19 protein-coding genes are annotated in these 25549 nt (G+C 66.1%); 8 read left to right on the top strand and 11 right to left on the bottom strand.

Annotation, left to right across the window (positions count from 1 at the left end; translation table 11 throughout):
• The first annotated feature begins 3 nt into the window (after positions 1 to 3).
• The 3 genes from NH8B_RS07610 to def all read left to right on the top strand — a co-directional run bounded on the left by NH8B_RS07610 (position 4) and on the right by def (position 3065).
• The gene (locus NH8B_RS07610) at positions 4 to 1455 is read left to right on the top strand and encodes a bifunctional 2-methylcitrate dehydratase/aconitate hydratase (RefSeq protein ID WP_014086756.1); all 1452 of its coding nucleotides are present in this window, start codon (positions 4 to 6) and stop codon (positions 1453 to 1455) included.
• A gap of 249 nt (positions 1456 to 1704) precedes the next feature.
• Positions 1705 to 2427, top strand: a complete 723-nt coding sequence (locus tag NH8B_RS07605) for a substrate-binding periplasmic protein (protein WP_014086755.1) — start codon at positions 1705 to 1707, stop codon at positions 2425 to 2427.
• A gap of 125 nt (positions 2428 to 2552) precedes the next feature.
• Positions 2553 to 3065: a peptide deformylase gene (gene def, locus NH8B_RS07600; protein WP_014086754.1), complete on the top strand. Its 513-nt coding sequence runs from the start codon at positions 2553 to 2555 to the stop codon at positions 3063 to 3065.
• Positions 3066 to 3270: 205 nt separating this feature from the next.
• Here def and NH8B_RS07595 read toward each other — a convergent pair whose 3' ends face one another.
• Positions 3271 to 3882, bottom strand: coding sequence for a 3'-5' exonuclease (locus NH8B_RS07595; protein ID WP_041703376.1), 612 nt, complete (start codon positions 3880 to 3882; stop codon positions 3271 to 3273).
• A gap of 19 nt (positions 3883 to 3901) precedes the next feature.
• A complete protein-coding gene (locus NH8B_RS07590) occupies positions 3902 to 4105 on the bottom strand; it encodes a hypothetical protein (protein ID WP_008953833.1) in 204 nt (67 codons plus the stop codon).
• Positions 4106 to 4427: 322 nt separating this feature from the next.
• Here NH8B_RS07590 and NH8B_RS07585 point away from each other — a divergent pair, with 322 nt between their 5' ends.
• The 3 genes from NH8B_RS07585 (at position 4428) to NH8B_RS07575 (ending at position 6371) form a co-directional block, all read left to right on the top strand.
• Positions 4428 to 4787, top strand: a complete 360-nt coding sequence (locus NH8B_RS07585) for a putative quinol monooxygenase (RefSeq protein ID WP_008953832.1) — start codon at positions 4428 to 4430, stop codon at positions 4785 to 4787.
• A 102-nt stretch (positions 4788 to 4889) separates the two neighbouring features.
• A complete protein-coding gene (locus NH8B_RS07580; RefSeq protein WP_014086752.1) occupies positions 4890 to 5774 on the top strand; it encodes a DMT family transporter in 885 nt (294 codons plus the stop codon).
• A gap of 6 nt (positions 5775 to 5780) precedes the next feature.
• Positions 5781 to 6371 carry a uracil-DNA glycosylase family protein gene (locus NH8B_RS07575; protein ID WP_014086751.1) on the top strand — a complete coding sequence of 197 codons (591 nt, stop codon included), beginning with the start codon at positions 5781 to 5783 and terminating at the stop codon, positions 6369 to 6371.
• Positions 6372 to 6387: 16 nt separating this feature from the next.
• Here NH8B_RS07575 and NH8B_RS07570 read toward each other — a convergent pair whose 3' ends face one another.
• Both NH8B_RS07570 and NH8B_RS07565 read right to left on the bottom strand, forming a co-directional pair.
• Entirely contained in the window at positions 6388 to 7518 is a 1131-nt protein-coding gene (locus tag NH8B_RS07570) for a succinylglutamate desuccinylase/aspartoacylase family protein (protein ID WP_014086750.1), read from the bottom strand.
• Positions 7519 to 7735: 217 nt separating this feature from the next.
• Positions 7736 to 8647 carry a LysR family transcriptional regulator gene (locus tag NH8B_RS07565; protein WP_014086749.1) on the bottom strand — a complete coding sequence of 304 codons (912 nt, stop codon included), beginning with the start codon at positions 8645 to 8647 and terminating at the stop codon, positions 7736 to 7738.
• Positions 8648 to 8851: 204 nt separating this feature from the next.
• Between NH8B_RS07565 and NH8B_RS07560 the strand changes: the two genes are divergently transcribed.
• Positions 8852 to 10048 carry an MFS transporter gene (locus NH8B_RS07560; protein ID WP_014086748.1) on the top strand — a complete coding sequence of 399 codons (1197 nt, stop codon included), beginning with the start codon at positions 8852 to 8854 and terminating at the stop codon, positions 10046 to 10048.
• Positions 10049 to 10257: 209 nt separating this feature from the next.
• Here the strand turns inward: NH8B_RS07560 and NH8B_RS07555 are convergent, their stop codons facing one another.
• The 4 genes from NH8B_RS07555 to mmuM all read right to left on the bottom strand — a co-directional run bounded on the left by NH8B_RS07555 (position 10258) and on the right by mmuM (position 18389).
• The gene (locus NH8B_RS07555; RefSeq protein WP_041702884.1) at positions 10258 to 12387 is read right to left on the bottom strand and encodes a putative bifunctional diguanylate cyclase/phosphodiesterase; all 2130 of its coding nucleotides are present in this window, start codon (positions 12385 to 12387) and stop codon (positions 10258 to 10260) included.
• Positions 12388 to 12427: 40 nt separating this feature from the next.
• Positions 12428 to 14554, bottom strand: coding sequence for an HDOD domain-containing protein (locus NH8B_RS07550; protein WP_014086746.1), 2127 nt, complete (start codon positions 14552 to 14554; stop codon positions 12428 to 12430).
• A gap of 633 nt (positions 14555 to 15187) precedes the next feature.
• Positions 15188 to 17059: a methyl-accepting chemotaxis protein gene (locus tag NH8B_RS07540; protein WP_148282948.1), complete on the bottom strand. Its 1872-nt coding sequence runs from the start codon at positions 17057 to 17059 to the stop codon at positions 15188 to 15190.
• 364 nt (positions 17060 to 17423) lie between these two features.
• Positions 17424 to 18389, bottom strand: a complete 966-nt coding sequence (gene mmuM / locus NH8B_RS07535; protein ID WP_014086744.1) for a homocysteine S-methyltransferase — start codon at positions 18387 to 18389, stop codon at positions 17424 to 17426.
• Between the two features lie 253 nt (positions 18390 to 18642).
• On the opposite strand from mmuM, the gene NH8B_RS07530 reads away from it, so the two are divergent.
• A complete protein-coding gene (locus NH8B_RS07530; protein ID WP_014086743.1) occupies positions 18643 to 20796 on the top strand; it encodes a methyl-accepting chemotaxis protein in 2154 nt (717 codons plus the stop codon).
• A gap of 53 nt (positions 20797 to 20849) precedes the next feature.
• On the opposite strand, the gene NH8B_RS07525 is transcribed toward NH8B_RS07530, so the two are convergent.
• The 3 genes from NH8B_RS07525 to NH8B_RS07515 form a co-directional block, all read right to left on the bottom strand.
• Positions 20850 to 22175 carry a sigma-54-dependent transcriptional regulator gene (locus tag NH8B_RS07525; protein ID WP_014086742.1) on the bottom strand — a complete coding sequence of 442 codons (1326 nt, stop codon included), beginning with the start codon at positions 22173 to 22175 and terminating at the stop codon, positions 20850 to 20852.
• On the bottom strand, positions 22168 to 24030 hold the full coding sequence (locus NH8B_RS07520; protein WP_014086741.1) for a sensor histidine kinase: 1863 nt from the start codon (positions 24028 to 24030) through the stop codon (positions 22168 to 22170). Before NH8B_RS07520 ends, NH8B_RS07525 begins: the two co-directional genes overlap by 8 nt.
• 135 nt (positions 24031 to 24165) lie before the next feature.
• Entirely contained in the window at positions 24166 to 25467 is a 1302-nt protein-coding gene (locus NH8B_RS07515) for a dicarboxylate/amino acid:cation symporter (RefSeq protein ID WP_014086740.1), read from the bottom strand.
• Positions 25468 to 25549: the final 82 nt, after the last annotated feature.

Below are 25549 nucleotides of genomic sequence, written 5' to 3'. Positions count from 1 at the left end.
CGCATGTCTGCCCATCTCTCCAACGCGCGCCCGGATGCCGATCAGGTGCTGGTCGACATCGCCGACTACGTCGCCGATTACGCCATCACCTCTCCCCAAGCCTGGGACACCGCCCGGCTGTGCCTGATGGACACCCTGGGCTGCGGACTAGAAGCGCTGTCCTACCCGGCCTGCGCCAAGCTCCTGGGGCCGATCGTGCCGGGCACCATCGTGCCGAACGGCGCCCGGGTGCCCGGCACCCAGTTCCAGCTCGACCCGGAGCAGGCCGCGTTCACCATCGGCACGATGATCCGCTGGCTCGATTTCAACGACACCTGGCTCGCCGCCGAGTGGGGGCATCCGTCCGACAACCTGGGCGGCATCCTCGCCACCGCCGACTGGGTGTCGCGGGAGCGTGTCGCCCAAGGCCAGACGCCGCTGACGATGAAGGACGTGCTGGAAAGCATGATCAAGGCGCACGAGATCCAGGGCTGCCTGGCGCTGGAGAACAGCTTCAACCGGGTCGGCCTGGACCACGTGGTGCTGGTGAAGGTGGCCTCCGCCGCCGTGTGCGCCAAGCTGATGGGCGGCAGCAAGGAGGAAATCGTCAACGCCGTGAGCCAGGCCTTCGTCGACGGCCAGAGTCTGCGCACCTACCGCCACGCCCCCAACACCGGCTCCCGCAAATCGTGGGCGGCGGGCGACGCCACCAGCCGCGGCGTGCGCCTGGCGCGCTTCAGCCTCAAGGGCGAGATGGGTATCCCGGGCGTATTGAGCGCCAAGGGCTGGGGCTTCTACGACGTGCTGTTCCGGGGCCGGCCGTTCACGCTCCCGCGCCCCTACGGCAGCTACGTGATGGAGAACGTGCTGTTCAAGATCGCGTTTCCGGCCGAGTTCCATGCTCAGACCGCCGTGGAATGCGCGCTGGCACTGCATGGCGAGCTGGCCCGGCAAGGCAAGTCCGCCGCCGATATCCGGCATATCGCCATCCGCACCCAGGAGGCCTGCCTGCGCATCATCGACAAGCAGGGCCCGCTGGCCAACCCGGCCGACCGCGACCACTGCATCCAGTACATGGTGGCCGTGCCGCTGATCTTCGGCCGTCTGAGCGCCGCCGACTACGAAGACGACGTCGCCGCCGACCCGCGCATCGACGACTTGCGTGCCCGGATAGGCTGCGTGGAAGACCCGGCCTTCACCCGCGACTACCACGATCCCGACAAGCGCAGCATCGCCAACGCGCTCACCGTCACCTTGAACGACGGTAGCGTGCTCGACGAAGCGGTGTGCGAATACCCGCTCGGCCACCCGCGGCGGCGGGCGGAGGGCCTTCCGTTGCTGGAAAACAAGTTCAGGACCCACCTGGCACACCGCTTCCCGGCCCAGCAGCAGACGGCCATCTTCGCGCTGTGCCGCGATCAGGAAACGCTGCTGACAACGGCGGTGAACGCTTTTACCGATTTATGGGTGATCTGACGCCACGCGGCGGCGGCGCTTTCGGCCAGGCCCGGTGCCAAGGTTGGCCGAAGACGGCCCCCCCGCTTCCTCCCCGTCCCCGCAAAGCCCTCTGCGGAACGGTGCGGTGATCGCGCCTTGGCTCGTCACGCGGCCCGCAACGGTATTTGTACCGACCACGTTCCCGGCGCCGGAAGCCGTATGCTAGATTCACGCCACACAACCGATCTCTCCCCCCAAGAGCAACCACGACACAACAGCGGATCGCCCATGAAAAGAAGCCTGGTGTTAGTGGCAGGGCTGCTGCTAGGACAAGCGGCCGCCGCCGACCCGAAAGAGCTGGTCATCCTGCTGGACGACAGCACCGAGATGCCGCAGGCCGAGATCAGCGGCACGCGGGTATGGCGCGGCATCCACCACGACCTGGGACGGGCGCTCGCCAAGGAGCTGGGAAAACGGCCGCGCTTCCTGGTGCTGCCCCGCCAGCGCATACCGGCAGCGCTCGAAAGCGGCCAGGCCGACCTGATCTGCATGTACCTGCCGGCCTGGCTACCCGGTCCGTTCGACTGGACCCAGCCCTTCCTGCCCAACGCCGACGTCGTCGTCACCTCGCGCCACGCCATACGGCCAAGGCGTATCGAGGCGCTGGCGGGACAACCCATCGGCACCATCCTGGGCTTTCGCTACCCCGAGCTGAAAGCCCGGCTGGGCCCGCGCTTTGTCCGGGATGACGCCCCCAACGCCAGCAGCAACCTGCGCAAGCTGCAAGCGGGCCGCACCCACCACGCCGTGGTGAACCGGCTTTATCTGAGCTACCAGGAAAAGCTCGGCCTGAACGCGGCGACGCTGTACCCGCCGCTGGTGCTGAGGCGCTACCAGGCCGGCTGCGCCCTGTCGCGGCAGGGTTCGGTCAGCCTGCCGCAAGTCGATGCCGCCATCGATGCCTTGCGCCGCAACGACACGGTCAGCCGGATCTACCGCAAGTATCGCTGACCCCAAGGCCGGCCTCGCGCCGGCAAAACCGCGGTGGGTGCTGCAGACGGCGGGTTTTCGAGCTATCGTCAGCGCCAGATACGCCGCCCCCCGGCCCGCAGGCGCCAATCAACCAAGAGAACACCATGAAGCGACCTTTCCTGCCCCAAGAGCACCCGATGCTGCGCCAGCATGCCGCCGCCGTGACCGAGTTCGACACGCCCGAACTGCATGAACTGGTGCAGGACATGTTCGACACCCAGTACGCCGGCAACGGTGTCGGGCTGGCGGCACCGCAGATCGGCGTGCCGTTGCGGGTGATCGTGTTCGCCTACGGCGGCGGCGAGCGTGACCCGGGCGCACCGGCGATTCCTCCCACGGTCCTGATCAACCCGGAAATCCACCCCGACACCGAACGCGTGGAGGAGGACTGGGAGGGCTGCTTCAGCGTGCCGGGCCAGCGTGGCCGGGTGCCGCGCTGGCAGGCCATCCGCTACCGGGCACAGGATATCCAGGGCCGCCTGGTCGAAGGCCGCGCCGAGGGCTTTCACGCCCGCATCATCCAGCACGAAGTCGACCATCTGAACGGCACGCTCTTCATCGACCACCTGCCACCCGGCGCCGGCGACACGTCTCCCGCCTCGTCGCCAACCGAATAAGAGCCGCTCCCCGCATCCCCTGGCTGGATTGTGCCGCTTCACCATACAGCACACTTTGCGGCAGCGCGCCTGGCCAGGACTGTGGCCCGGGGTTGTGGCAGCGACGCTAACCGCCGTCCTCTTCCCCACGACAAAAAGCCTCACGGCCAGCCTTGAGATCACCGAGGCTGGCCGTGAGGCTTTTAGGCTGAAAGAAACGAGCGCGTCAGGCCGCCGCCACCCGCCGCAGATACTCCGGCACCTGCTTGGCCGCCACCTTCTGCAAACCGCACAGCAGTTGGTGCGACACCTGGTCCAGGCCGTGCTGGACCCGCAGCACCCGGGTCAGGTGCGCCATCAGGTTGGCGGCCATTTCGGCGTCGGCCAGCGCCCGGTGCGCCTGCCCGGTCGCCGGCAGGCCGGCCCAGCGCGTCAAGGTGCCGAGCTTATGGTTTGGCGCCGCCGGCAGCAGGCGCCGCGCCAGCAGCAAGGTACAGGCAAAATCCTGCCGCCGCGTTCGACCAAACTGGCCGAGCTCGTAATCCCAGAACTTGCGGTCGAAGGCGGCGTTGTGAGCCACCAGCGGTGTGTCGCCGACGAATTCGGCCGCCTCGCGCATCACGGCGTCGGCCGGCGGCGCGGCCTTCAGCATGGCGTTGCTGATGCCGGTGAGGCGCTCGATGTCGGGCGGCACCCGCACCCCCGCGTTCATCAGGCTCTGAAAGCGGCCCGCCACCCGGCCGTTTTCCAGCAGCACCACGGCGATCTCGGTGGCACGGCAGCCGACACCGGGGCTGAGCCCGGTGGTTTCGAAGTCGATCACGGCGACGCGCTCCAGGCCGCCTTTGTCCTGCCGTTCAGTCATTCAACGCCGCCTTGGCCGCCTCTTCCGGCGTCAGCCCGTCGTAGAACTGGTCGGTGTACCACTCGGCCTGCTCTTCGATGTGCTCCTGCGCCTCGCGCGGGGTGGCTCCGGCGGCCACCAGCAGGGCCTCGACTTCGGCGCACCACTCCAGCAGCGCCTGGGTTTCCGCGTCGAGATCCTTGTCTTTTTTTGCCATAGCGATTCGCGTCCTGAAAGAAATGTCGAAAAACGATGCGGCATTGTACGCGATCCGACGCGAGCGGGGCCGCCGAGATGCCCCGCCCCCGCCGACCCGACCGGCCAGGCGATAACCGTGCGGTAGCCGCATCGCCCGGGCTTCGGCCAACCTTGGGCAGTGCAACGCCTCCCCTCAGGAGCCGACCCGCCAAACGCGTTTCATCCTAGCGCAGCGCTGCGTTTCTTGAACTATGTTTACTGCAGGTTCCGGTACGGGCCGCAACAGACCGTTGCCCCCTCTCTCAACCCCGGCAGTCACAAGAAGCACAAGGAGCATGGAGATGAACCAGGAAGTGTACTGGCTGCTGGAACTCGCCATCCAGCCCGGCCAGCGCGAGGCCTTCGACCACCTGATGACCGAGATGGTCGAGGCGACCGGCGCCAACGAACCCGATGCGCTGAACTACGAATGGAACGTCAGCAGCGACGGCACGACCTGCCACATCTACGAACGCTACCGTGACTCGGCGGCGGCGCTGACCCATCTGGACAACTTCGGCACTCACTTCGCCGAACGCTTCTTGGCGCTGCTGACGCCGACCCGCCTCAGCCTCTACGGCCACCCCAGTGCCGAACTCCAGGCGGCGCTGGCGGATATCAAGCCCAGCTACCTGAGCCCGGTCGGTGGCTTCCGCCGCTAGGCCACCCCGTACCAAAGTTGGCCGAAGACCATGTCGCTTCGGCCAACCTTTTGCGGCAAACTCCGCCTAAAATGGGGACACTCTTCATTCCGAGGAACCCCCATGTCGACCAGCTTTGCCGCCACCGGCGCCCCCTCCCTTTCGCGCCAGCGCGTCGTCCTGCTCACGCTGCTGGCCATGACGGCGTTTGCCGGCAACTCCCTGCTCTGCCGCCAGGCGCTCAAGCACACCAGCATCGACCCGGCCACCTTCACCACCCTGCGCATCGCCTCCGGGGCCCTGGTGCTATGGTTGATCGTGCGTCTGCGCACGGCGACCGGCAGCGGCAACGGGCGCTGGCGCTCGGCGCTGGCGCTGTTCTTCTACGCCGCCGCGTTCTCGTTCGCCTACGTCAGCCTGTCGGCGGCGACGGGTGCTCTGCTGCTGTTCGGCGCGGTACAGGCCACGATGATCGGGATCGGACTGGCGCGCGGCGAACGCCTGAGCGCCCGCCAACTGGCCGGCTTGCTGCTCGCACTGGCGGGGCTGGCCGGCCTGCTGCTGCCGGGCCTGTCGGCGCCGCCGCTGGTGGGGGCCGTGCTGATGCTGCTGGCCGGCGTGGCCTGGGGCGCCTACTCGCTGCTCGGCAAAGGCGCGGGCGATCCGACCCGCGTCACCGCCGGCAACTTCCTGCGCGCCGTGCCGCTGGCGATTTCGCTGAGCCTGCTGCTGATGCCGGCAGCCTCATGGGACAGCGCCGGCGCCATCTACGCGCTGCTCTCCGGCGCGCTGGCCTCGGGGGTCGGCTACGCCGTGTGGTACACCGCCTTGCGCGGGCTGACCGCCACCGGCGCGGCCACGGTACAGCTCACCGTGCCGGTGATCGCGGCGGCGGGGGGCGTGGTGCTGCTGGGCGAACCGGTCACGCTGCGCCTGGTGCTGGCCTCGATCGCCATCCTGGGCGGGGTATGGCTGGTGATCGCCGGCAAGCGCCAAGCCGGACGCTGAAACGCCATGAACGACCACGGGCTCGACACGCTGCTGGCGGAGATCCGCGCCTGCCGCCACTGTGAAGCACAGCTGCCGCTGGGGCCGCGCCCAGTAGTGCAGGCGGCAGCGACGGCACGCATCCTGCTGGTGGGCCAAGCCCCCGGCGTACGCGTGCACCAGACCGGCCTGCCCTTCAACGATCCCTCGGGCGACCGCCTGCGGCGCTGGCTCGACCTGGACCGCGACGCCTTCTACGACCCGACCCGGCTCGCCATCGTGCCGATGGGCTTCTGCTACCCCGGCAAGCAAGGCAGCGGCGATGCCCCGCCGCGGCCGGAATGCGCCGCGCTATGGCGCCAGCACCTGCTGGCACAGCTGCCCGACATCCGCCTGACGCTGCTGATCGGCCAATACGCCCAGGCCTGGCACCTGGGAAAGCGGCGCAAGAAAACCCTGACCGACACCGTCAAGGCCTGGCGCGAGTACCAGCCGGATTTCTTCGTGCTGCCCCACCCCAGCCCGCGTAACGTGCGCTGGTTCGCCAGCAACCCCTGGTTCGACGACGAAGTGGTGCCGGCGCTGCGCGCCGCGGTGCACGCGGCGCTGGCGAACTGAAGCACGGCTCACCCTATCAGGCCGACAGCAGCGACCCGGTCTTGAAGGCATGGGGCGTCGCCACCTTGGCGAGCACCATCCCGGTGGTGGCGAAATGGCGGCTCTCCAGCACGTACACCATGCCGCCATGCGCCGAGCTCAGCACGCTGACCCGGTCATTCATCGGGTCGATCACCTCCACCACCGGCTGGCCCGGCTCCACCCGGGTACCCGGGGCGACCAGGAAGGTCACGACCCCGGAGTGCGGAGCGCAAAGATTCTCCGATCCGGCCAGCGGTGTCGCCGGACAATCGAGCGGCGGCAGCTCGGCCGCCGGGCGGTCGGTAATCACGCCGCGGTAGCGCAGAAACTCCAGGATCGCCGCCGCATCCCGCTCCGCCAGCTCATGCCGGACGTCGCCCTGGCCACGCAGCTCCACCGTCACAACCAGCGCCGCCAACTCGATCGGCACGTCCAGACCGTCCTGCCGCGCCTTCTCCTGCAACTCCCACCAGAGGCGGCTGCAGGCCTCATCGAACGGATCCCCGCCAGACTCGGTCGCCAGCAATTGCGCCTGCGAGCCGAGGTAGCGTGACAACGGCTCGCACTGCGGCCACAGCGGCGTGCCGGTATAGACGTGCAGCGCGGCGCGGAAATCGCAATGCAGGTCGAGCACGATGTCGGCGTCGGCCGCCAGCGACATCAGGCGGTGCCGCAGGCTCTGCAGTTCGGTACTTACCGGCCAGACCACCAGCTCGGCGCGGATGGCGGCGCGAATCAGTTGGGTATTGGCGGCGGCGTCGCCGGACAAGTGCGGCTTCACGCCCCGGTAGACCCCCTCGAGCAGGGCCGGATAATTGCGGTTGAAATTCTCGCCGCTGGCCATCTCGAAACGGCCCAACTGCAGCCCGAGCAGGGTCTGGTCATGGCCGATCGGATTGGCTTGCGGCACCAGCACCACCTCGCCGTGCAGGTGGCCGGCGTCTTCCAGCGCCTGCAGGGCCGCCTTGAGATGCCACGCTACCAACATGCCGGGGAGTTCGTCGGCGTGCAGCGCGGCCTGGATATAGACCTTCTGCCCCTGTCCGGCACTGCCGAAATGCAGGCTGCACAACTGCCGGCTGGAGCCGAGACTGGGGGAGAGCAAAGAATGTTCGATACGTTTCATGATCAGGAATGGGGCAGGCCTGGTTAACGGCAATACCGGAACCATACCCGAACTTGCCGCTGTCGTTGAAGACGAGAGCGCCGCGACAGGCCGGCGGGAACGCCCGGCGCCACAACAATTGCTTGGTCTCCACCACGCAGGCCTGCCCAGGTGCCGGGATATCAGGGGCGCCACCAGCCCTTGCTCGCCGCCGGCGCACCTGCTGCCCGATTCCGCCCTAACCTTGATGCTGGGCCCGCAGCCATTCCTCCAGGTACTGGATGAAGGCATGGACCTTGCGCGAGTGGCGGCGGTTGGGCAAATAGGCGGCGTACACATACGCGTCGCCCTGCTGCGGCGTCACGCTCCACGCGTCGCACAAGCGCAGCACGCGCCCCGCGCGGATATCCTGCTGCACGACCCACTCCGGCAGTAACGCGATGCCATGGCCGCCAAGCACGGCTTCGTGCAGCATGTCCAGGCTGTTGGTGATGAACGGACCGTCGACCTCGACCACTTCGCTCCGAGCGTCCGACCGGAATGTCCAGCGCTGACGCCCCGGCCGGTATGCAAAGCGAAGGCAGGCATGTGACGCCAGCTCGATCGGCGCACGCGGCGTGCCGTGCCGTTCCAGATAATCAGGGCCCGCCACCAGAAAGCGCCGATTCTCCGCCAGCTTCTTCACGATCAGATGCTCGTCCCGATTCGGCAGCCCTATCCTGACGGCAAGGTCGAGACGCTCCACCGCCAGATCCTGATACGCATCCGACACCACCAGGTCCAGCTTCACGCGCGGATAGGTGGCCATGAAACCGGAAAGCGCTCCCCCCAGGCAGAGGCGGCTATAGGTCACGGGAACGGACACCCGCAACGAGCCCATCGGCTCTTCTTTGCCGTCGGCAATACTGCTGTCGGCCTCCTCCAGATCGGCAAGGAGCCGGGATACCTGCTCGAGATAGCTGGCACCGGCATCCGTCAACAGCACCTGGCGGGTGGTGCGCGTGAGCAGGACGGTCCCCAGCGACTGTTCCAGCGCATCCATCAGCCGCGTCACCGACGACGTCGCCACACCGAGCCGCCGAGCCGCCTTGGAAAACCCTCCCGTTTCGGCCACTTCCACCAGCGTTCTCAATGCCAGCAATTTATCCATGCCGATCCTTTGCGAAAAATGCAATGCCAGGTTGCAATTTATAGGCATTCAACGCGCCAATGACAACAACTAAGCTTGCGGCATGATCATCTTGCCCAAGGAGCTGTCCATGGAATTCATCGAGCACGACATCCCTGCTTCACCCGCCACCCTCGCGCCTGGGACTCACTCTCGTTACGCGCCCGCCGCCAGGGAGAGCCTGCTATGAAAACACTGCAGCACACCGTGCCGACGGGTACGCCGATGGCCATGACCCGCACCATGATCGCCTTGTTCGCCTTCTGCTGCGGCGCCATCGTCGCCAATATCTACTACGCCCAGCCGATCATCGGCTTGATTGCGCCAGACATCCACCTGTCCGGCCAGACCGCCAGCCTGATCGTGTCGCTGACGCAGATCGGCTATGCCCTCGGCTTGTTCTTCCTGGTGCCGCTGGGGGATCTGCTCGAAAACCGGCGCCTGCTGATCGGCACCGCCATGCTCTCGATCGTCAGCCTGGCCGCCACCGCGCTGGCGCGACAGCCAAGCCTGTTTCTGCTGGTCTCGCTGCTGCTTGGATTCAGCTCGGTGTCCGTTCAGCTGTTGATTCCACTGGCGGCCCACCTGTCGCCAGAGGCTTCGCGGGGACGCGTGGTCGGCGGCATCATGGGCGGGCTGCTGCTCGGCATCCTGCTGGCACGCCCGCTCGCGAGCTTCATGGCCGACCACTTCGGCTGGCGCGCCGTGTTCGGCACGGCCTCGATCCTGATGGCCGCCATCACCCTGCTGCTGGCCGCCACCATGCCGAGTCGCCAACCGGACCATAAAGCGAGCTACGGCCAGCTGCTGCGCTCTTTGGCAACGCTGATGGCCAGCACGCCCGTCCTGCGTCAGCGCTCGTTCTACCAGGCGTGCATGTTCGCGACATTCAGCCTGTTCTGGACCGCCGTTCCGCTCGAACTGACCCAGCACCACGGGCTGAACCAATCGCACATCGCCATTTTCGCCCTGGTTGGCGCCATCGGCGCCATCGCCGCCCCCATCAGCGGCCGCCTGGCAGATGCCGGACATACACGTCCCGCCACCCTGGCGGCGCTGACGGTCGGAGCCTTGAGCTTTCTGCCCGTGCTGCTTGTTCCTTCGCTGGGGGTCGTGGGCCTGGTGGTGACGGGGGTCGTGCTGGACTTCTGTGTGCAAACGAGCATGGTGCTGGGGCAACGCGAGATCTACGCACTCAACCCGGCGATCCGCAATCGACTCAACGCGCTCTACATGACCAGCGTTTTCGTCGGAGGAGCCACCGGCTCAGCCATCGCCAGCATCCTGTATCAGCATGGCGGCTGGGCCTGGGTCAGCCTGGCTGGCAGCGCCTTCCCCGTCCTGGCCCTGCTGCCCTACATGCGGCAAAAAGGGAGGGCATGACGAACGCCCCTATCGGCACGACCGTGGGGGCGGAGGGATTATCGGGCAGTGTCGGCCGGGAACCGGCCGTACGAGGTCATGGGCTGCCGCTGCGGGCCAGCACGGTGGTCACCCATCGGGGAACTGGGCGTCTCGCGCCAAAGCAGATGCCCCGGCCCTGCCGGCAACGCTGCACGCGCGAGCCGCCCGGACTGGCCGAAGCGGCTCACCTAGACCGACATCACCGCGGCTTCCTGGTGCAACAGCCGGCGGAAATCCGACGCGGGCATGGGTTTGCCGAACAGATAGCCCTGCATCTCCACCGCGCCCAGGCTGCCGAGATAGTCCGCCTGGACCTCGGTTTCCACCCCTTCGGCCACCAGGTTCAGGTTGAGCCCGGTGGCGATGGCGACGATGGCGCGCACGATGGGCGAATCCTCCTTGCCGGCTTCGATTTCGCGCACGAACGACTGATCGATCTTGAGCGTCGTCACCGGCAGATGGCGCAGGTAGCTCAGCGACGAATACTGCGTGCCGAAATCGTCGATGGCGACGCGGATGCCCTCTTCGGCCAACCCGGCCAGTTTCAGCGACATGGCTTGCTGATCGGCGATGAAAGCGTTCTCGGTGATCTCGATCTCGAAGCTCTGGCGACGGATACCGTAGCGGTCTACCGTCGCGATCAGATAGTCGTAGAAATCGTCGTCGACCAAGAGCTCGGGCGGCACGTTGACCGACATGCGCGACAGCTCGAGGCCGGCGAGTTTCCATTCACGCAGCGTCTGGCAGGCACGCTCGATCACCCAGTAGGTGAGCGGCTTCATCAACCCGATCTCTTCGATCACCCCCAGGAAGGCCCCCGGCGGAACCAGCCCGCGGGTCGGGTGCGGCCAGCGGATCAAGGCTTCACAGCCGATGATCCGGCGGCTGTCGAATTCGACTTGCGGCTGGTAGTACAGCTCGAACTGCTCCAGCTCCAGGGCCCGCCGGACCTCGTTTTCCATCCTCAGGCGCTGGCTGGCGGCGGCGTCCATCACCGGCAGGAAGAAGCCGAAACCATTCTTGCCCTGGGCCTTGACCTGGTACATGGCGATGTCGGCATGACGCAGCAGGGTTTCGATGTCGTCGCCGTCGTCCGGAAACACCGCGATGCCGATGCTGACGGTGAGAAAAACATCGTCGCCGTCGATGCTGAACGGCGCGGCAACCTCCTTGACCAGCTTGCCCGCAAGCAGTGCGGCATCCTCCTTGCCGCTCAGGTCCGGCAGCAGGATGGTGAATTCGTCGCCGCCCAGCCGGGCCAGCGTGTCGCACTCGCGCAAGACGCATTGCAGACGCTGCCCCACTTGCTTGAGCAGCTCATCGCCCTTGATATGGCCGAAGGTATCGTTGGCGAGCTTGAAGCGGTCCAGATCGACGAACAGGACCGCCACCTGGCGCCCCTTGCGCTTGGCCTGCATGATCGCCAACCCGAGCCGGTCGCGGAACAGGGCGCGGTTGGGCAGGCCGGTGAGCAAATCGTGGTAGGCCAGGTAGGCCATGCGGTGCTCTGCGTGTTTTTTGTCGGTCACATCGCGCGCCACGCCATACAGGCGGCTCGACAGCTGCGGCAAGTCGAGCGCCACCGGGACCAGGCTGGCTTCGAAGTGCCGCTCGGCGATCTCGCCCCCCCTGCTGACGATGCGAAACTCGATGGCGCGCTGCCCCGTCCGATGCTCGAGCACATAGCGGACCCGTTCGGCATCCACCGGCAAGACCAGGTCGAGCAGCGATTGGCCAAGCAGTTCCTGCGGCGAATAGCCGATCAAGCCGTGGCTACGTTCATTGGCAAACGTAAAGCAAAAGCGCTCGTCCAGCGTGAAGATGAGGTCGGGCGACGCCTCCACCAGGGACCGATGCATGCGCTCCGAGGTGTGCAGCTGCAGCGCCATAGCCAGGTTGGCACGCGCCAGGCTGCGGCGCTGCAGGGCCAGCTCGACCCGGTGCATGAGCTCCTCCACGGCATAGGGCTTGCAGACATAATCGCTTGCTCCGCTGCGCAACGCGCAAACGGCGGAATCGAAAGCCGTGTCGCCGCTCACCACCAGCACCTCGGTGTCGATGCCGGCACGCCGTATCATCCCCAGCAGGTCGAGCCCGTTCATGTCGCCCAGGTGCAGATCGAGCAGCATCAAATCCACGCCGCCGGCCATGAGCTGTTCTAGGGCCGACTGGCCGTCGTGGCAGGCGCGCACGTCGTAATTCCGCCCCCGCAACAGCAGACACAGGCTTTCCCGCATGCGGGGTTCGTCGTCCACGACCAATAATTTTGCGTTTGTACCCAAGTGATTCTCTGCCACTTTGCCCCCTTGCCTACCCATACCGCCATTGGCGCAGATCGAAAACGGGCCTGCACTCTCGTCACTGCCGGTCGAACGGCAGCAATACCTGGAAACGCGTTCCCTGCTGATCCGAACGGCAGTTGATCAAGCCGTTCAGATCGCGCACCAGCTGCCCCACGATGGCCAGCCCAAGCCCTTGATGAGAGCCGGGTTTCTGGCTCGCCACCGGTTGGTAGAGCTGAGCGAGCACCTCTTTGGGAATGCCGGGGCCGTTGTCCTCGACCCGGATTTCGACATGGGACGCCCCTGCCTCGCCCAAGCCCCAAGCTGACGTCGAGAGGGTCACGTGCCCGCCTTGCGGCATCGCCTCCAAGGCATTCTTGATCAAATTCACCAGCAGTTGCTTGAGCCGGTCACGGTCGGACACGATGTCCGGGAGCGCCTCGGCCAAATCGAGACGAATATCGACCAAGCCGGCAAACGGAATGGACCCTCGGAACAAGGTCGCCAGATCCTCCACAATACGGTTGAGCTTGACCGGCCCTCGCGCCGACTCCCCCTCGGCCTGCTGTTCGCGTGCGGCGCGCAGCATGTGAGCCACCCGGTCGATTTCCTCGCGTACGATGGCCAGCTCGGGTTGGGGCGCCCCCTTGCCGGCGCTGGCTGCCTCGAGGATGGAAACGTAATTCCGGATGATCGCCAGCGGGTTGTTGAGTTCATGCACCAGTCGATTGAGCCGGCTGTCCGCGCCAGCCTCCCCGCCGCCCAGCGCCGCGGCATTGCCGGAGCGGAGCTGCATGGCAATGCGATCTGCGCTCAAGCGCCCAAAAACCGCAAGACAGGGCAGCTTGGCCGCCAGCGCCGCAGCCCGATCCGCGCTGTCGATCACGGCCACCAGCACGCCAACCCGGGCAGACGCCGTACGCAGTGGCAGCAGCAGCATGCCTTCTCCGCCCAGGCTGCGCAGTACCTGATCGTCGAGCAAGGGCAATTGCCCTTGGCGCATGACCAGCTGCGGCATGCCATCCAAGGCCCGCGCCAGCAAAGACGTGCTGCTGCCGCGGACGAACTCCAGTTGCGCCAGCTTGGCCGAATGGTGAGCCAACGGCTTGGCGCGGAACCGCTCGCTTTCCCCCTCGACCGCTTCGAAACAAAGCGCCGCATCCAGATCGAACAGAATCTTGAGCGCTTGCACCGCCATCTGCATGGCCGAGGCATTACCGCCGGCTTGGCCCAGGGCCTGATTGACCAGCAGCATGTCCTGAAGGCGCGCGGCCAGCAGGGCATCGGCCTGAGAAGCCTGCTCGCCCTCCTTGGGACCGGCAAGGCGTATGCCCAGCTGTTCGGCGATGCTCAGCAGGTCACGCTCGACGGCAGCGAGCATGGCGGGCAGATCGTCGAGCCGCGCACCGCATAGTGCCACGACGGAAGCATCGGGCTGAGGTTGTTCCGGATTGTTGAAAGCGGCCAGATAATCGGCGAGGAGAACGACGCGAACCAGCGGCGGGGCCGACACCATGCGCTCGAACGGCTCGTGGTGATACAGCACGCTGTCGCCAAGAAACGAATCCAGCTGCCATTTTTCCACCATCCAGGCGCCCACTTCGACGTGGGTGAGCCCAAACGCGGCATGCTCCGCCGCACACAGCGATTCGCCGTCCCGGTAGTCGCGGAAGATGCTCTGGTAATCCTCCGGGACCGTTGCCAGCAAAGCCAGGCGGCCAATGTCATGCACCAAGCCCCCCAGATAGGCTTCTTCCAGGCTGGGATAATGCATCCGTCGCGCCAGTTCGCGGGCGATCAACGCCGTGCGCAGGGAGTGGCCCCAGAATTCGCCCAGATCGACTTCTTGCCAATCTACCAGGCGGTTGAAAACCTGCATGACCGACCCATTGATCACGAGCGTCTTGATGGTATTCATGCCAAGCAGGGAAAGGCATTGATCGAGCGTGGCCGGGCGAGCGCGGCCCTGGAATGCGGCCGAGGTGGATAGCGCAAATATCTGCGCGACCATGCCGGCGTCACGACCGATCAACGCCGACAGATCGGACAAGTTCAGATCATCGCGCTGGCACAAATCCAACAGTTGCACCAGGATGGGCGACATCGTGGGCAAGCGCGCAAGCATGAGCTTGCCGCGAATGTCACGCTGCGCCGAGCCGGCTGCGCTTGGGTTCCCCCCCTTGGTGGCGAGCAGTCTATCCATCGTCGTCACGACCTCCCTTTGCAGCAGCCCAATCACCAGCCGCTTACAGACTCAGATACACACCTGGGCTCGAACTGCATCCGGCATTTTCATTTATCATAATCGGCGCAATCATAAACCGGGAGCAGGAGAACAGCATATCCGATTTTTATATTTATACACATCGCAAATTAAATTGCCTATTTCCTGATTCAATCCCTCCCAGTATTCGTGTTTCTCATCGCCACAGCCTCAAAAACCCATTTGCATAAATAATGGCTTTTGAAAAATCCGATTATCTATTTTCCTGATTTTTAGCCTGCATATTTTTATCAAATCGTCATTTACTTATGGCCATCTGGGTGATCGTGATGGCGTTGCCTGCGTATGAAAACCGAACGGCCTTGAATCCTCAGGGCCATAGCCTGTTGAATGCCTTGGGCGCTGTTTTCGCCATGGCTGATATAGGCAGGCTGGTTGCCGACAGGGAGTGGAGAGCGGAAAGAAAAATGGCCATGGATCGCTCCATGGCCATGCGTACTGCGCTAACTCATCGCGAGAAACCGGTTCGGATTATCCCCGCTGTTTTTGCTCCAACCGCCCCGGCAAACGGGAGCGAGTTATTCAGACTAGGCGAGCGTTTTTAGGACATCGTCACAGCTTGAACTTCGACACCAGGCTGCGCAGCTCGTCACCACGCTGCGCCAGCGTCTGGATGGTCTTCAGCGCATCCTGCAGCGAGGCGTCGGTCTGCTGCGCCATGGCGTTGACGCGCTCGGCGCTGCGTGCCATCTCGTTGGTGGCCACCCCCTGTTCCGAGGTGGACGAGGTGATTTCGCTCATGCGCACCGAGATGTCCTCGGCGTGTCCCTTGATGCGCTCGACCTTGCCGGCAGCCTCGCGCGACAGCGCTACGCCAGTGGCGACGCGGGCGTTGGTGGTGTCGGCGTGGGCGATGGCCTGGCCGGTCTGTTCCATGACGCGGTCGATCATCTGGGCGATCTGCACCGTGGCCACCGCGGTACGCTCGGCCAGCTTGCGCACTTCGTCGGCCACCACGGCGAAGCCGCGGCCCTGCTCGCCGGCACGCGCAGCCTCGATCGCCGCGTTGAGCGCCAGCAGATTGGTCTGGTCGGCGATGTCGCGGATCACCGCCACGATGCCCTTGATCTCTTCCGACTGACCGGACAAGCCGTTCATCACCTGCTGCAGCGACTCCACCGAGTGCACGATGGATTCCACCTCGTGTGCCACTTCGGCCATGCTCTTATGCGATTCGATCGAGTTCTGGCGCGATTCGGACACCAGCGTCTCGGTCTCGCCGACGTGGTCGGCGATGTGGTTGATGCTGACGGTGATCTCTTCGATGGTGGCGGCCGTGGCCGACAGTTCACCCGACTGCACGCGCGAATCGTCGGCGATCTGCTCGGCCACGCGGTTGAGCTGGGCGGCGTCGTCGGCCAGCGCCTGCGATTCGTGGCGCACGGTCAGGAACATCTCGCGCAGCTTGGCCATGAACTGGTTGAAGGCTTCGGCGATCTGGCCCACTTCGTCCTGCGACTTCACCGGCAGGCGCAGCGTCAGGTCGCCGTGACCGCTGGCGACGTCGCGCATGGCGTCGCGCATCAGCGACAGACCGGACATCATGCGAGCCACGCCGCCGTACACCACCACCGAGGCGATCACCACGCCCACCGCCAGCAGGCCGACCATCAGCAGCAGCAAATGGTCGAGCTGGCTGGTGGCGGCCGCCAGCGGCACCATCACGCCTAGCAGCCAGCCAGTCTTGCCGACCGGGTAGAGCGTGCTCAGGTAGGTCTTGCCACCCAGGCTGATCTCCTGAATCTGGCCATCCTTGCTGACGGCCGCCGGATCGTAGCCCGGCATCACGTCGGTGATCTTCTTCAGGCCGGAATCCGGCGCCGGGTGGGCGATGGTGAGGCCATCCTGGGTCATCAGGAAGGCGTAGCCGTCACCGGGCAGCTTGGCCGAAACGATTTCATCGACCACGCGCTGCAACGTGACGTCGCCGCCCGCCACCGCCACCAGGCTGCCGCCGTCGCGGCGTGCCTTGGCGAAGGTGATGATCGGGCGCTTGGTGGCGGCGTCGATGTAGGGCGGCGAGGCGATCGCCTCCTCGGAGGCGGCGGCGGCCTTGTACCACGGGCGGCCGGTCGGGTCGTAGCCCGGCGGCACCGGCACGGCCTTGCTGAACTGGGTCATGGTCTTGTCCGGCTGCCCCAGGTACATGTCGTCGAAACCGCCGGCATCATGCGCCTGGTCGAGTACCGGCTTCAGTTCCCCCTGGCCAAAGTGCGGCAGTACCGCGGCAACGACAGCCTGGCGTGACTGCACCCATTCGGTGACAAAGCTGGCCTTGCCGCTGGCGGCTTGATGAATCTCGTTGCGGATCGACTCCAGCAGGCTGCTGCGCATCTGCCAGTAGGCCGCGCCGGTGAGCAGTGCCGACAGCAGCACGACCACGGCGATGACGAAGACCATCATGCGAGTACGTAAGGATTTCATAGTGTGTGTCTCGTTACGGCTATTGTTCTTCACGACAGCAGGGCGGTGTCATCCCGCCTCGCACGCTGCCGCGTTCCCCTGATTGCTGCTTGTTGCCCGCTTTGCTTCGCTTTGGCGCAGTCGAGCGGACACAGTATACAAAAACTGCTTACAAAATCACGCGACAGTTAATACAAATTTCATATAACCCTCGCAGGCGCGGATTACCAGTGCTTTTTCGCGACAGCGCCCGGCTCCGGCTACGAGACACTGACGCTGCCGCCAGCCCGCAACAAAAAAGCCCGATCAAATCGATCGGGTTTCTCGTGTGGCACAGCCTGCCCGGACCAGATGGCCCGATGCGCCCGCCAAGCCGCCGCGGGGCTCAGTGTCCGGCGGGCGGCCGTGCCCACTCCGCCACCGCGCGGATGTCCTGCGGCGTGGTACGGCAGCAGCCGCCGATCAGGCGCGCCCCGGCCTGGTGCCAGCCGCGCGCCGCCTCGGCGAAACGGTTGGCGTCGGCGTGGCCGTGCCAGCACTTGTGCTCGGGGTCGTAATGCTCGCCGGAGTTCGGGTAGACCAGCAGCGGCTTGGTGGTGGCGCCATGGGCCGCGGCCACCAGCGCCGGGATGAACTCGGGCGCGGTACAGTTCACCCCCACCGCCACCACCTGCCCCACCTCATTGAGCTCCGCCACCGCGTCGGCCAGCGTCTCGCCCTGGCAAGTGTGTGCGCCATCCTTGCAGCTGAAGCTGATCCAGGCACGGGCGGACGGGAATTCCTCGGCCAGCAGCCGCGCCAGGGCGCGCGCCTCGACCTGGCAGGGGATGGTCTCGCACGCCAGCAGATCGGCGCCGGCCTCGAGCAACACCTTGAGGCGCGGGCGGTGGAAGTCCATCAGCTGCTGTTCGCCGAGGCCGTAATCGCCGCGGTATTCCGAGCCGTCGGCCAGCATCGCGCCGTACGGGCCGACCGAGGCCGCCACCAGCGGTTTCGGCCGACCCTGACGGTGCGCCGGGTCGCTCCAGAAGGCATCGCGTGCCTCGACCGCCAGCGTGACGGCGCGGCGCATCAGCCCGGCCGCCGCCTCGGCATCGTAGCCGCGCCGGGCGAAGCCCTCGAAGGTGGCCTGGTAACTGGCGGTGGTGGCGACGTCGGCGCCGGCGGCGAAGTAATCCTCGTGCACCTGGCGGATCAGCTCGGGCTCTTCGATCAGCACGCGCGCCGACCACAGCGGGTCGTTGAGGTCGCAGCCGCGTTGCTGCAGCTCGGTGGCCAGGGCGCCGTCCAGGATCAGCACCGGATAGTCGGCCAGGATGGCGGCGACGGGGTCGGTGGTTGGGGAAGTCATGATTATCGTGGTCTGAGTTGGAAGATGAGGAATTATGCGTTCAATGACGGGGACGCTCAATCCATCGCCGATACGCCCGCTCGTGGTGCGCCGCACCAGCCGTGCACCATGGCATGCACCATGGCATGCACCATAACCGCCCATTTTTCATAATCGAAGAGTTCGCAATACGCCAAATGGACTACGCCTTTGGAATGACACTGGAACCGATTTTGCTTGTTGTCGCAGCAATAACAAGCCAAAGGGGAAAACCATGTCGTCATTACAGAGCGGACAGATGAACTTGAGCGCGGCCGAGCGCCGCTGGCTGCCGCTATTCGGCAAGACCGGCAAGCTCGCGATGCGCTGGTCGTGCTTTCTCAGCCGCGACCGCTACGCGACGATGAAACACGTGTTCGACAGCTTCGCCCGCACCCGGGTAAGAGCACTGACGCAATGGACCGAGCAGCACTGGCAGGCGCTGGCCGGTCTGAGCGAACAACTGGCAAGCCAGCCCGCCGCCGACTGGCCTGCGCTGCTGGGCGGCTATTACCAGAGCCTGGCCGAGGTCACCGAGCTGTTCGTGGTGTCGCCCGCCAACCGCGTCTTGGCGTCCACCGCCCCACGCCGCTGCGGCCAGCAGGGCGTGACGGCAGCGGCGCTCGACAAGGGCCTGCAGCAACGCTGGCTGCACGGCCCCTACCTGGACGCCGAGACGCGCGCGCTGGGCGCGCGCAGCTCGCGCTTTCACGACGCGGTGACGATGATGTTCTACCTGCCGCTGCGCCGCGGCGGCGACACCCTCGGCTGCCTGTGCGCACGGGTGCCCAACGACGTGCTGGGCGACCTGATCCAGCGCGAGGCCGGCCACATCTTCCACGAATCGGGCGACAACTACCTGTTCATGGTCCGCTCCGTCTTCGACCCCGGCATCGCCCCGGGCACCGCGCTGTCGCGCTCGCGCTTCGAAGACCGCGCCTTCACCGGTGGCGACAACCTCAAGGACGGGGTGAAGACCGACTACGGCACGGTCAGCGTGCGCGAGCACACCGAGTTCGAATTGACCTTCAACGACCCCGCCACCGGCCAGCTCCACCCGGGCGTGCGCGAAACCATCCGCCAGGGGCAGAACTTGTTCGTCACCTACCCCGGCTATGCCGACTACCGCCACATCCCGGTGGTTGGCAAGGGAATCACCCTCCAGTTGCCCGGCTCCCCCGACACCTGGGGCATGATGTGCGAGGCCGATCTGGAGGAGGTCTACCGCTACCGCCCGATCAGCTACCAGCTGATGCGCGGTTTCCTGCTGATCCAGCTGGCGTTGGGCGCGGCCACGCTGGGGGCTTCGGCACTCGACGGCCTGCCGCTGTGGCTGCGCCTTGCCGGCTACGGGGCGCTGCTGCTGGCCGGCGCCACGGCCTTCCGCCAGCTCTGCACCCGGCCGCTGGCGCTGCGCCTGCGCGGCGTCTCCGGCATGATCCGCAACGTCGCCGAGGGCGGCGGCAACCTGACGCTGCGCATCGACCGCCAGCAGCTGTCGGCCGACGAAACCGGGGTGATGGCGCAGTGGGTCAACAGCCTGATCGACCATCTCGACACCACGCTGGCGCGGCTGGTGCGCGTCAGCCGCCACCTGGAGGAGCACAACCGCCGCATGGCCGAACACAATACCGGCGCCGCGGTGGCGGCAGGCCAGGTGTTCAGCACCGTCGACAAGACGCGGGAAGGCCTGGCCCAGCAGATGACGGCGCTGGACGACGCCAACCATCACGCCGGCAGCATGCAGACCGCGATGGCGCAGCAGGCCGAGGCGGCGCGGCGCCAGCTCGCCGAGGTCAGCAGCCGGACGCTGGCCATCCGCCAGACCGTCGGCGCCTCGGCCGACATCATCAACGACCTGGGCAACAGCACGCGCGACATCGGCCGGGTGGTGAGCCTGATCCACGAGATCGCCGACCAGACCAACCTCCTGGCGCTCAACGCCGCGATCGAGGCGGCGCGCGCCGGCGAGGCCGGGCGCGGCTTTGCCGTGGTGGCCGACGAAGTGCGCAAGCTGGCCGAGCGCACCAGCCGCAATACCGAGGAAATCGGCCAGATGATCCAGAAGGTGCAGCGCCAGGCCGCCGCCGCGGTGGACACCATGCAAGGCGGCATGAGCCATCTCGAAGAGGGATTGAGGTTGGCCGAAGCCTCGGCCGGGGAGAACCGCGAGGTGCGGGAGATCGTCGATGGCCTGATCGACACCATCCGCACCCTGACCCACAGCGGCCAGGAGCACGCCAGCGACACCCACGCCATCGGTTCGGTGGCGGGCAGCATGCAGCTGGCGCAGCAGGCGCTGACCCAGAGCGTGGAACAGACGCGCCACACCATCGCCGAACTGGCCATGCTCACCGGCAAGTTCCAGGTCAGCGGCCAGGGAGCCTGAGAGGGCCGCCCGGGGTTGGCCGAAGCCGAGGCTTCGGCCAACCCCGTCAGGGCTTACAAACCGTACTTCTTGACCTTGTCGTACAGCGTGGTCTTGGGCATGTTGAGCGCCACGCTGGTCTGGCTCAGGTTGCCGTCGTGGCGGCGCATCACCTCGGCGATCATCGCCTTCTCGAACGCCTCCACCGCCTCGGCCAGGCTCGGCGGCGGGGTGTCGCCGGAGGCGGCGCCCTTGAACACCGGCAGGCCCAGCGCAAAGCGCTCGGCGACGTTGCGCAGCTCGCGCACGTTGCCAGGCCAGTCGTGCGCCATCAGGCGCGACAGCGTCTGGCGATCGGCCTCGGGCGCCTCGCGGCCGTAGCGCAGCGCCGCCTGCTGCAGGAACGATTCGAACAGCAGCGGGATGTCCTCGCGCCGCTCGCGCAACGGCGGCAGCTCCAGCGTCACCACGTTGAGGCGGTAGTAGAGGTCGGAACGGAAGCGCCCCTGCTGCCCCAGCAGCTCCAGGTCCTCCTTGGTGGCGGCGATCAGGCGGCAATCGACGTCCACCAGCTGGTTCGAGCCCAGCCGTTCCAGCTTGTGTTCCTGCAGCACCCGCAACAGCTTGATCTGCAGGTTGATCGGCATGGTTTCCACTTCGTCGAGGAACAGCGTGCCCTTGTTGGCGTGCTCGATCTTGCCGATGCGGCGCTTGCCGGCGCCGGTGAAGGCGTTGGCCTCGTGGCCGAAGATCTCGCTCTCGAACAGGTTTTCCGGCAGGCCGCCGCAGTTGAGCGCGACGAAGTTGTGCGCGTTGCGCCGGCTGTACTCGTGCAGGCAGCTCGCCACCAGCTCCTTGCCGGTGCCGGTCTCACCGTGGATCAGCACGTTGGCCGAAGTATCGGCCACGTTCATGATCAGCTGGCGCAATTGCTGGATCGCCGGCGAGCGGCCGATCAGGCGCTGCTCCAGCGCAGTGCGGCCGTGCAGCTGGCGCTGCAGCGCCGCCACTTCCAGCGTCAGGCGGCGCTGCTCCAGCGCGCGCCGCGCCACGTCCACCAGGCGCTCGGGCGAGAACGGCTTCTCGACGAAATCGTAAGCGCCGTCCTTCATCGCCTGCACCGCCAGCGTCACGTCGCCGTGGCCGGTGATCAGCACCACCGGCAGCGCGCGCTCCTGCTCCTTGAGGCGGCGCATCAGCGCCATGCCGTCCATGCCGGGCAGGTGGATGTCGCTGATGACGATGCCGGCGAAATCCGGGCCGACATGCTTGAGCGCCGCCTCGGCGCTGTCCACGCCGATCACCGGGATGTCTTCCAGCTGCAGCGCCTGCTCGCAGCCCAGGCGCACGGTAGGATCGTCTTCGACGATCAGGACGGATAACAATTCTTCTTCAGTCATGGTTCTGCTTTACTGCCGCCAGCGGCAGCGTCAGGATGAATTCGGCACCACCGCCGTCCGGGTTCTGTGCGATCAGCGAGCCGCCGACCTCGGTGGCCATGCCGGCCGACAGCGCCAGCCCCAGCCCCAGCCCGCGCCCTTCCGGCTTGGTGGTGAAAAACGGTTCGAACAGGCGCGAGCGCACTTCCTCCGGCAAGCCCGGCCCGCTGTCGCGCACCGACAGCCGGCAGTTCTCGCCAAGCAGGCGCAACGAGAGCTGCAACTCGCGCCGCGGGCTGGCCTGCATCGCGTCGAGCGCGTTGCCGATCAGGTTGACCAGGATTTGCTCGAGCCGAGTCTGGTCGATCAGCACGCGGCAGTCGTCCAGCTCGCGCACCACCTTCACCGGCGGGCTGGCCAGGCGCGGCTGCAGCAGGAACAGCGCCGCGTCCGCCGCCTGCAGCACGCTGGCCTCGCCGATCGGCTCGGTCGACTTGCGCGCGAACGAGCGCAGCGAGGTGGTGATCTTGCCCATGCGCTCCACCAGCTCGTTGATGGTTTGCAGGTTGGCCGAAGCCGTCTCCAGCTTGCCGCGCGCCAGGAACTTCATGGTGTTGCCCGACAGCGTGCGCAGCGCCGCCAGGGGCTGGTTGAGTTCGTGCGCGATGCTGGTCGACATCTGCCCGATCACCGCCAGCTTGCCCGCCTGCACCAGCCCGTCCTGCGCCTTGCGCAGCGTGTTCTCGGCGAGCTGGCGCTCACGGATCTCGGCCTTGAGGCGGTCGTTGCTGGCGATCAGGTCGGCGGTGCGCTCGGCAATCTTGCGCTCGAGCTGGCTGTTGGCGCGCTCCAGCGCCTCGCGCGCGGCGAAGCGCGCCGCCAGCACCTTGCGCCGCTCGTTCCACGCCACCAGCAGGATCACCAGGATGACGAAGCCCGCCACCGCCAGCGCGGCGTTGCTCAGCGCCGTCTTGCGCACCGTCTTGAGCGGGGTGAGCAGGGTCAGTTTCCACGAGGTATCTTTCAGGCTGCGCGTCTGCGCCAGGAAGTCGGTGGGGCGGTTCACGCCCTTGACGCCCCCCGGCATCTGCAGCGCCCAGCGCTCCAGCCCCACATCCAGGGTCCGCCGCTGCGCCACCTGCAGCAAGGGCAAGGGCGCCCAGTAGTAGCGCAGGCTGCGCGCCAGCTCTTCGCGCCGTGCCGGCGACAGCGGATTCAGCGTGTGCAGCTTCCACTCCGGCTCCGAGGCCAGGATGATAACGCCGTTCTCGTCGCTGACGAAGGCGTCGGTGTCGGCCCACTGCCAGCTCGGTTCGAGCTGGTCGAGCCGCACCTTGACCACCGCCACGCCGATGATCTTGCCGTCCTTCTTCAGCCCTTGCGCCAGGTAGTAGCCGGGCTCGGCGCGCGTGGTGCCGACGCCGTAGGAACGCCCCTGCCCGCCCTTGAGCGCTTCCTGGAAATAGTCGCGAAACGACAGGTCCTCGCCGACGTAGCTGTCGGCGCGGCGCCAGTTGCTCGACGCCAGCACCCGCCCCTCGGTGTTGATGACGTAGATGGTGCTGGTCGAGGTCTGCTGGTTCAGCTCTTCCAGGTAGCGGTTGGCCAGATTCTGCGGACCGGGAAACGGATCGGGCGAGGTCAGCACATTGAGGATGCGCTCCTCCAGCCCGAGAATGTTGGGGACGAAACTGTACTTGTCGATCTCGCTCTCGAGCCCGCGCGCGTGCAGCTCAAGCTGGCGCGTGCCGCTGTCGGCCAGCGCCTCGATGCCGCTGTTCTCGCTCACCCGGTAGGTGATGTAGCCGATGGCCAGCATCAGCCCGAAAACCACGGCCAGCAGGTAGGGCAGAAAACGTTTGGGAATGCGCAGCATAACGATGGGGTCGATTCGGAGGATTCGGCGAAGACGATCTTGTATCGTTCTATCACAGAGCCGTCGGCGAGGACAGCCCTGCAAGGAAAACGGCCTCGCGCAGGAGGCCGTTCGGGATGACGCTAGGAGCGGGGATCAGGCACGCGCCGGTGCCAGGTCGTCGGCCTCGGCGTCCGGATCGGTATCGTCGTCCTCGCCTTCCAGCTCGCCGGCGCCCAGGGCGCCCTCGGACTTGGCCACCACGCTGGCGGCGATGGCGTTACCGATCACGTTGGTGGCGGAACGGCCCATGTCGAGGAAGTGGTCGATGCCCAGCAGCAGCAGCAGGCCGGCTTCCGGAATGTTGAACTGCGACAGCGTGGCGGCGATCACCACCAGCGAGGCGCGCGGCACACCGGCCATGCCCTTCGAGGTCACCATCAGGATCAGCATCATGGTGATTTCCTGGGCCAGCGTCAGATGGATGCCGTAGGCCTGGGCGATGAAGATGGTGGCGAAGGTGCAGTACATCATCGAACCGTCAAGGTTGAACGAGTAGCCCATCGGCAGCACGAAGCTGGCCACCTTGCGCGAGCAGCCGAAGCGCTCCAGCAGCTCCAGCGTCTTCGGGTAGGCCGCTTCCGAGCTGGCGGTGGAGAACGCCAGCAGCACCGGCTCGCGCACCAGCTTCATCAGGGTCAGCACACGGCGACCGAGGAACAGGCCGCCGGCCAGGACCAGCACCAGCCACAGCCCGCCGATCGACAGATAGAACTCGGCCATGAAGGTGCCGTAGGTCGCGAGAATGCCCAGGCCTTCCTTGGCCACCATGGCGGCAATCGCGGCGAACACGGCCAGCGGCGCGAAGTTCATCACGTAGCCGGTCACCTTGAGCATGATGTGCGCCACGGAGTCGAGCATGTCGACCACCGGCTTGGCGCGATCGCCAATGGCGGCGCCGGCACAGCCGAAGAACACCGAGAACACCACGATCTGCAGGATCTCGTTCTTGCCCATCGCCTCGACCACGCTCTTCGGAATGGCGTGGGTGACGAAATCCTTCAGCGTGATGGCGCCCGCCTCGATGCCGCTGGAAGCGTGCACGTCCGGCAGCGGCAGACCCAGGCCGACACCCGGCTTGAGCAGGTTGACCATGACCAGGCCCAGGCTCAGCGAGAAGAACGAAGCGGTCATGAACCACGCCATGGTCTTGGCGCCGATGCGGCCGACGGTCTTGGTGTCGCCCATCTTGGCGATACCGACCACCAGGGTGGAGAACACCAGCGGGGCGATGATCATCTTGATCAGTCGCAGGAAGACATCAGTCAGGATCGAAATGTTGTCGGCGAACGACTTGATCGCGGCCTCGTCGGTGGCCATCTCGCGCCATACGTAGCCGGTCAGGATACCCAGCACCATGGCGGCCAGGATGAAGGTGGTCAGTCTATTGAGTTTCACTAAATGCCTCTCCAGTGAAGGTCTGCCCCTGCGGCCATCGTCGTGGCCAGGGCGTTGGGGCCGGTCTTGCCAACCGTCCCCG

The organism is Pseudogulbenkiania sp. NH8B (assembly GCF_000283535.1).
Lineage (GTDB): Bacteria > Pseudomonadota > Gammaproteobacteria > Burkholderiales > Chromobacteriaceae > Pseudogulbenkiania > Pseudogulbenkiania ferrooxidans.
This window is presented reverse-complemented; position numbering and strand designations above follow the sequence as displayed.

Excerpts from the sequence above, each read along its gene's own strand:
- NH8B_RS07610 (WP_014086756.1), top strand. The coding sequence starts at position 4 with ATGTCTGCCCATCTCTCCAACGCGCGCCCGGATGCCGATCAGGTGCTG.
- NH8B_RS07605 (WP_014086755.1), top strand. The coding sequence starts at position 1,705 with ATGAAAAGAAGCCTGGTGTTAGTGGCAGGGCTGCTGCTAGGACAAGCG.
- def (WP_014086754.1), top strand. The coding sequence starts at position 2,553 with ATGAAGCGACCTTTCCTGCCCCAAGAGCACCCGATGCTGCGCCAGCAT.
- NH8B_RS07590 (WP_008953833.1), bottom strand. The coding sequence starts at position 4,105 with ATGGCAAAAAAAGACAAGGATCTCGACGCGGAAACCCAGGCGCTGCTG.
- NH8B_RS07585 (WP_008953832.1), top strand. The coding sequence starts at position 4,428 with ATGAACCAGGAAGTGTACTGGCTGCTGGAACTCGCCATCCAGCCCGGC.
- NH8B_RS07580 (WP_014086752.1), top strand. The coding sequence starts at position 4,890 with ATGTCGACCAGCTTTGCCGCCACCGGCGCCCCCTCCCTTTCGCGCCAG.
- NH8B_RS07575 (WP_014086751.1), top strand. The coding sequence starts at position 5,781 with ATGAACGACCACGGGCTCGACACGCTGCTGGCGGAGATCCGCGCCTGC.
- NH8B_RS07570 (WP_014086750.1), bottom strand. The coding sequence starts at position 7,518 with ATGAAACGTATCGAACATTCTTTGCTCTCCCCCAGTCTCGGCTCCAGC.
- NH8B_RS07565 (WP_014086749.1), bottom strand. The coding sequence starts at position 8,647 with ATGGATAAATTGCTGGCATTGAGAACGCTGGTGGAAGTGGCCGAAACG.
- NH8B_RS07560 (WP_014086748.1), top strand. The coding sequence starts at position 8,852 with ATGAAAACACTGCAGCACACCGTGCCGACGGGTACGCCGATGGCCATG.
- NH8B_RS07555 (WP_041702884.1), bottom strand. The coding sequence starts at position 12,387 with ATGGGTAGGCAAGGGGGCAAAGTGGCAGAGAATCACTTGGGTACAAAC.
- NH8B_RS07550 (WP_014086746.1), bottom strand. The coding sequence starts at position 14,554 with ATGGATAGACTGCTCGCCACCAAGGGGGGGAACCCAAGCGCAGCCGGC.
- NH8B_RS07540 (WP_148282948.1), bottom strand. The coding sequence starts at position 17,059 with ATGAAATCCTTACGTACTCGCATGATGGTCTTCGTCATCGCCGTGGTC.
- mmuM (WP_014086744.1), bottom strand. The coding sequence starts at position 18,389 with ATGACTTCCCCAACCACCGACCCCGTCGCCGCCATCCTGGCCGACTAT.
- NH8B_RS07530 (WP_014086743.1), top strand. The coding sequence starts at position 18,643 with ATGTCGTCATTACAGAGCGGACAGATGAACTTGAGCGCGGCCGAGCGC.
- NH8B_RS07525 (WP_014086742.1), bottom strand. The coding sequence starts at position 22,175 with ATGACTGAAGAAGAATTGTTATCCGTCCTGATCGTCGAAGACGATCCT.
- NH8B_RS07520 (WP_014086741.1), bottom strand. The coding sequence starts at position 24,030 with ATGCTGCGCATTCCCAAACGTTTTCTGCCCTACCTGCTGGCCGTGGTT.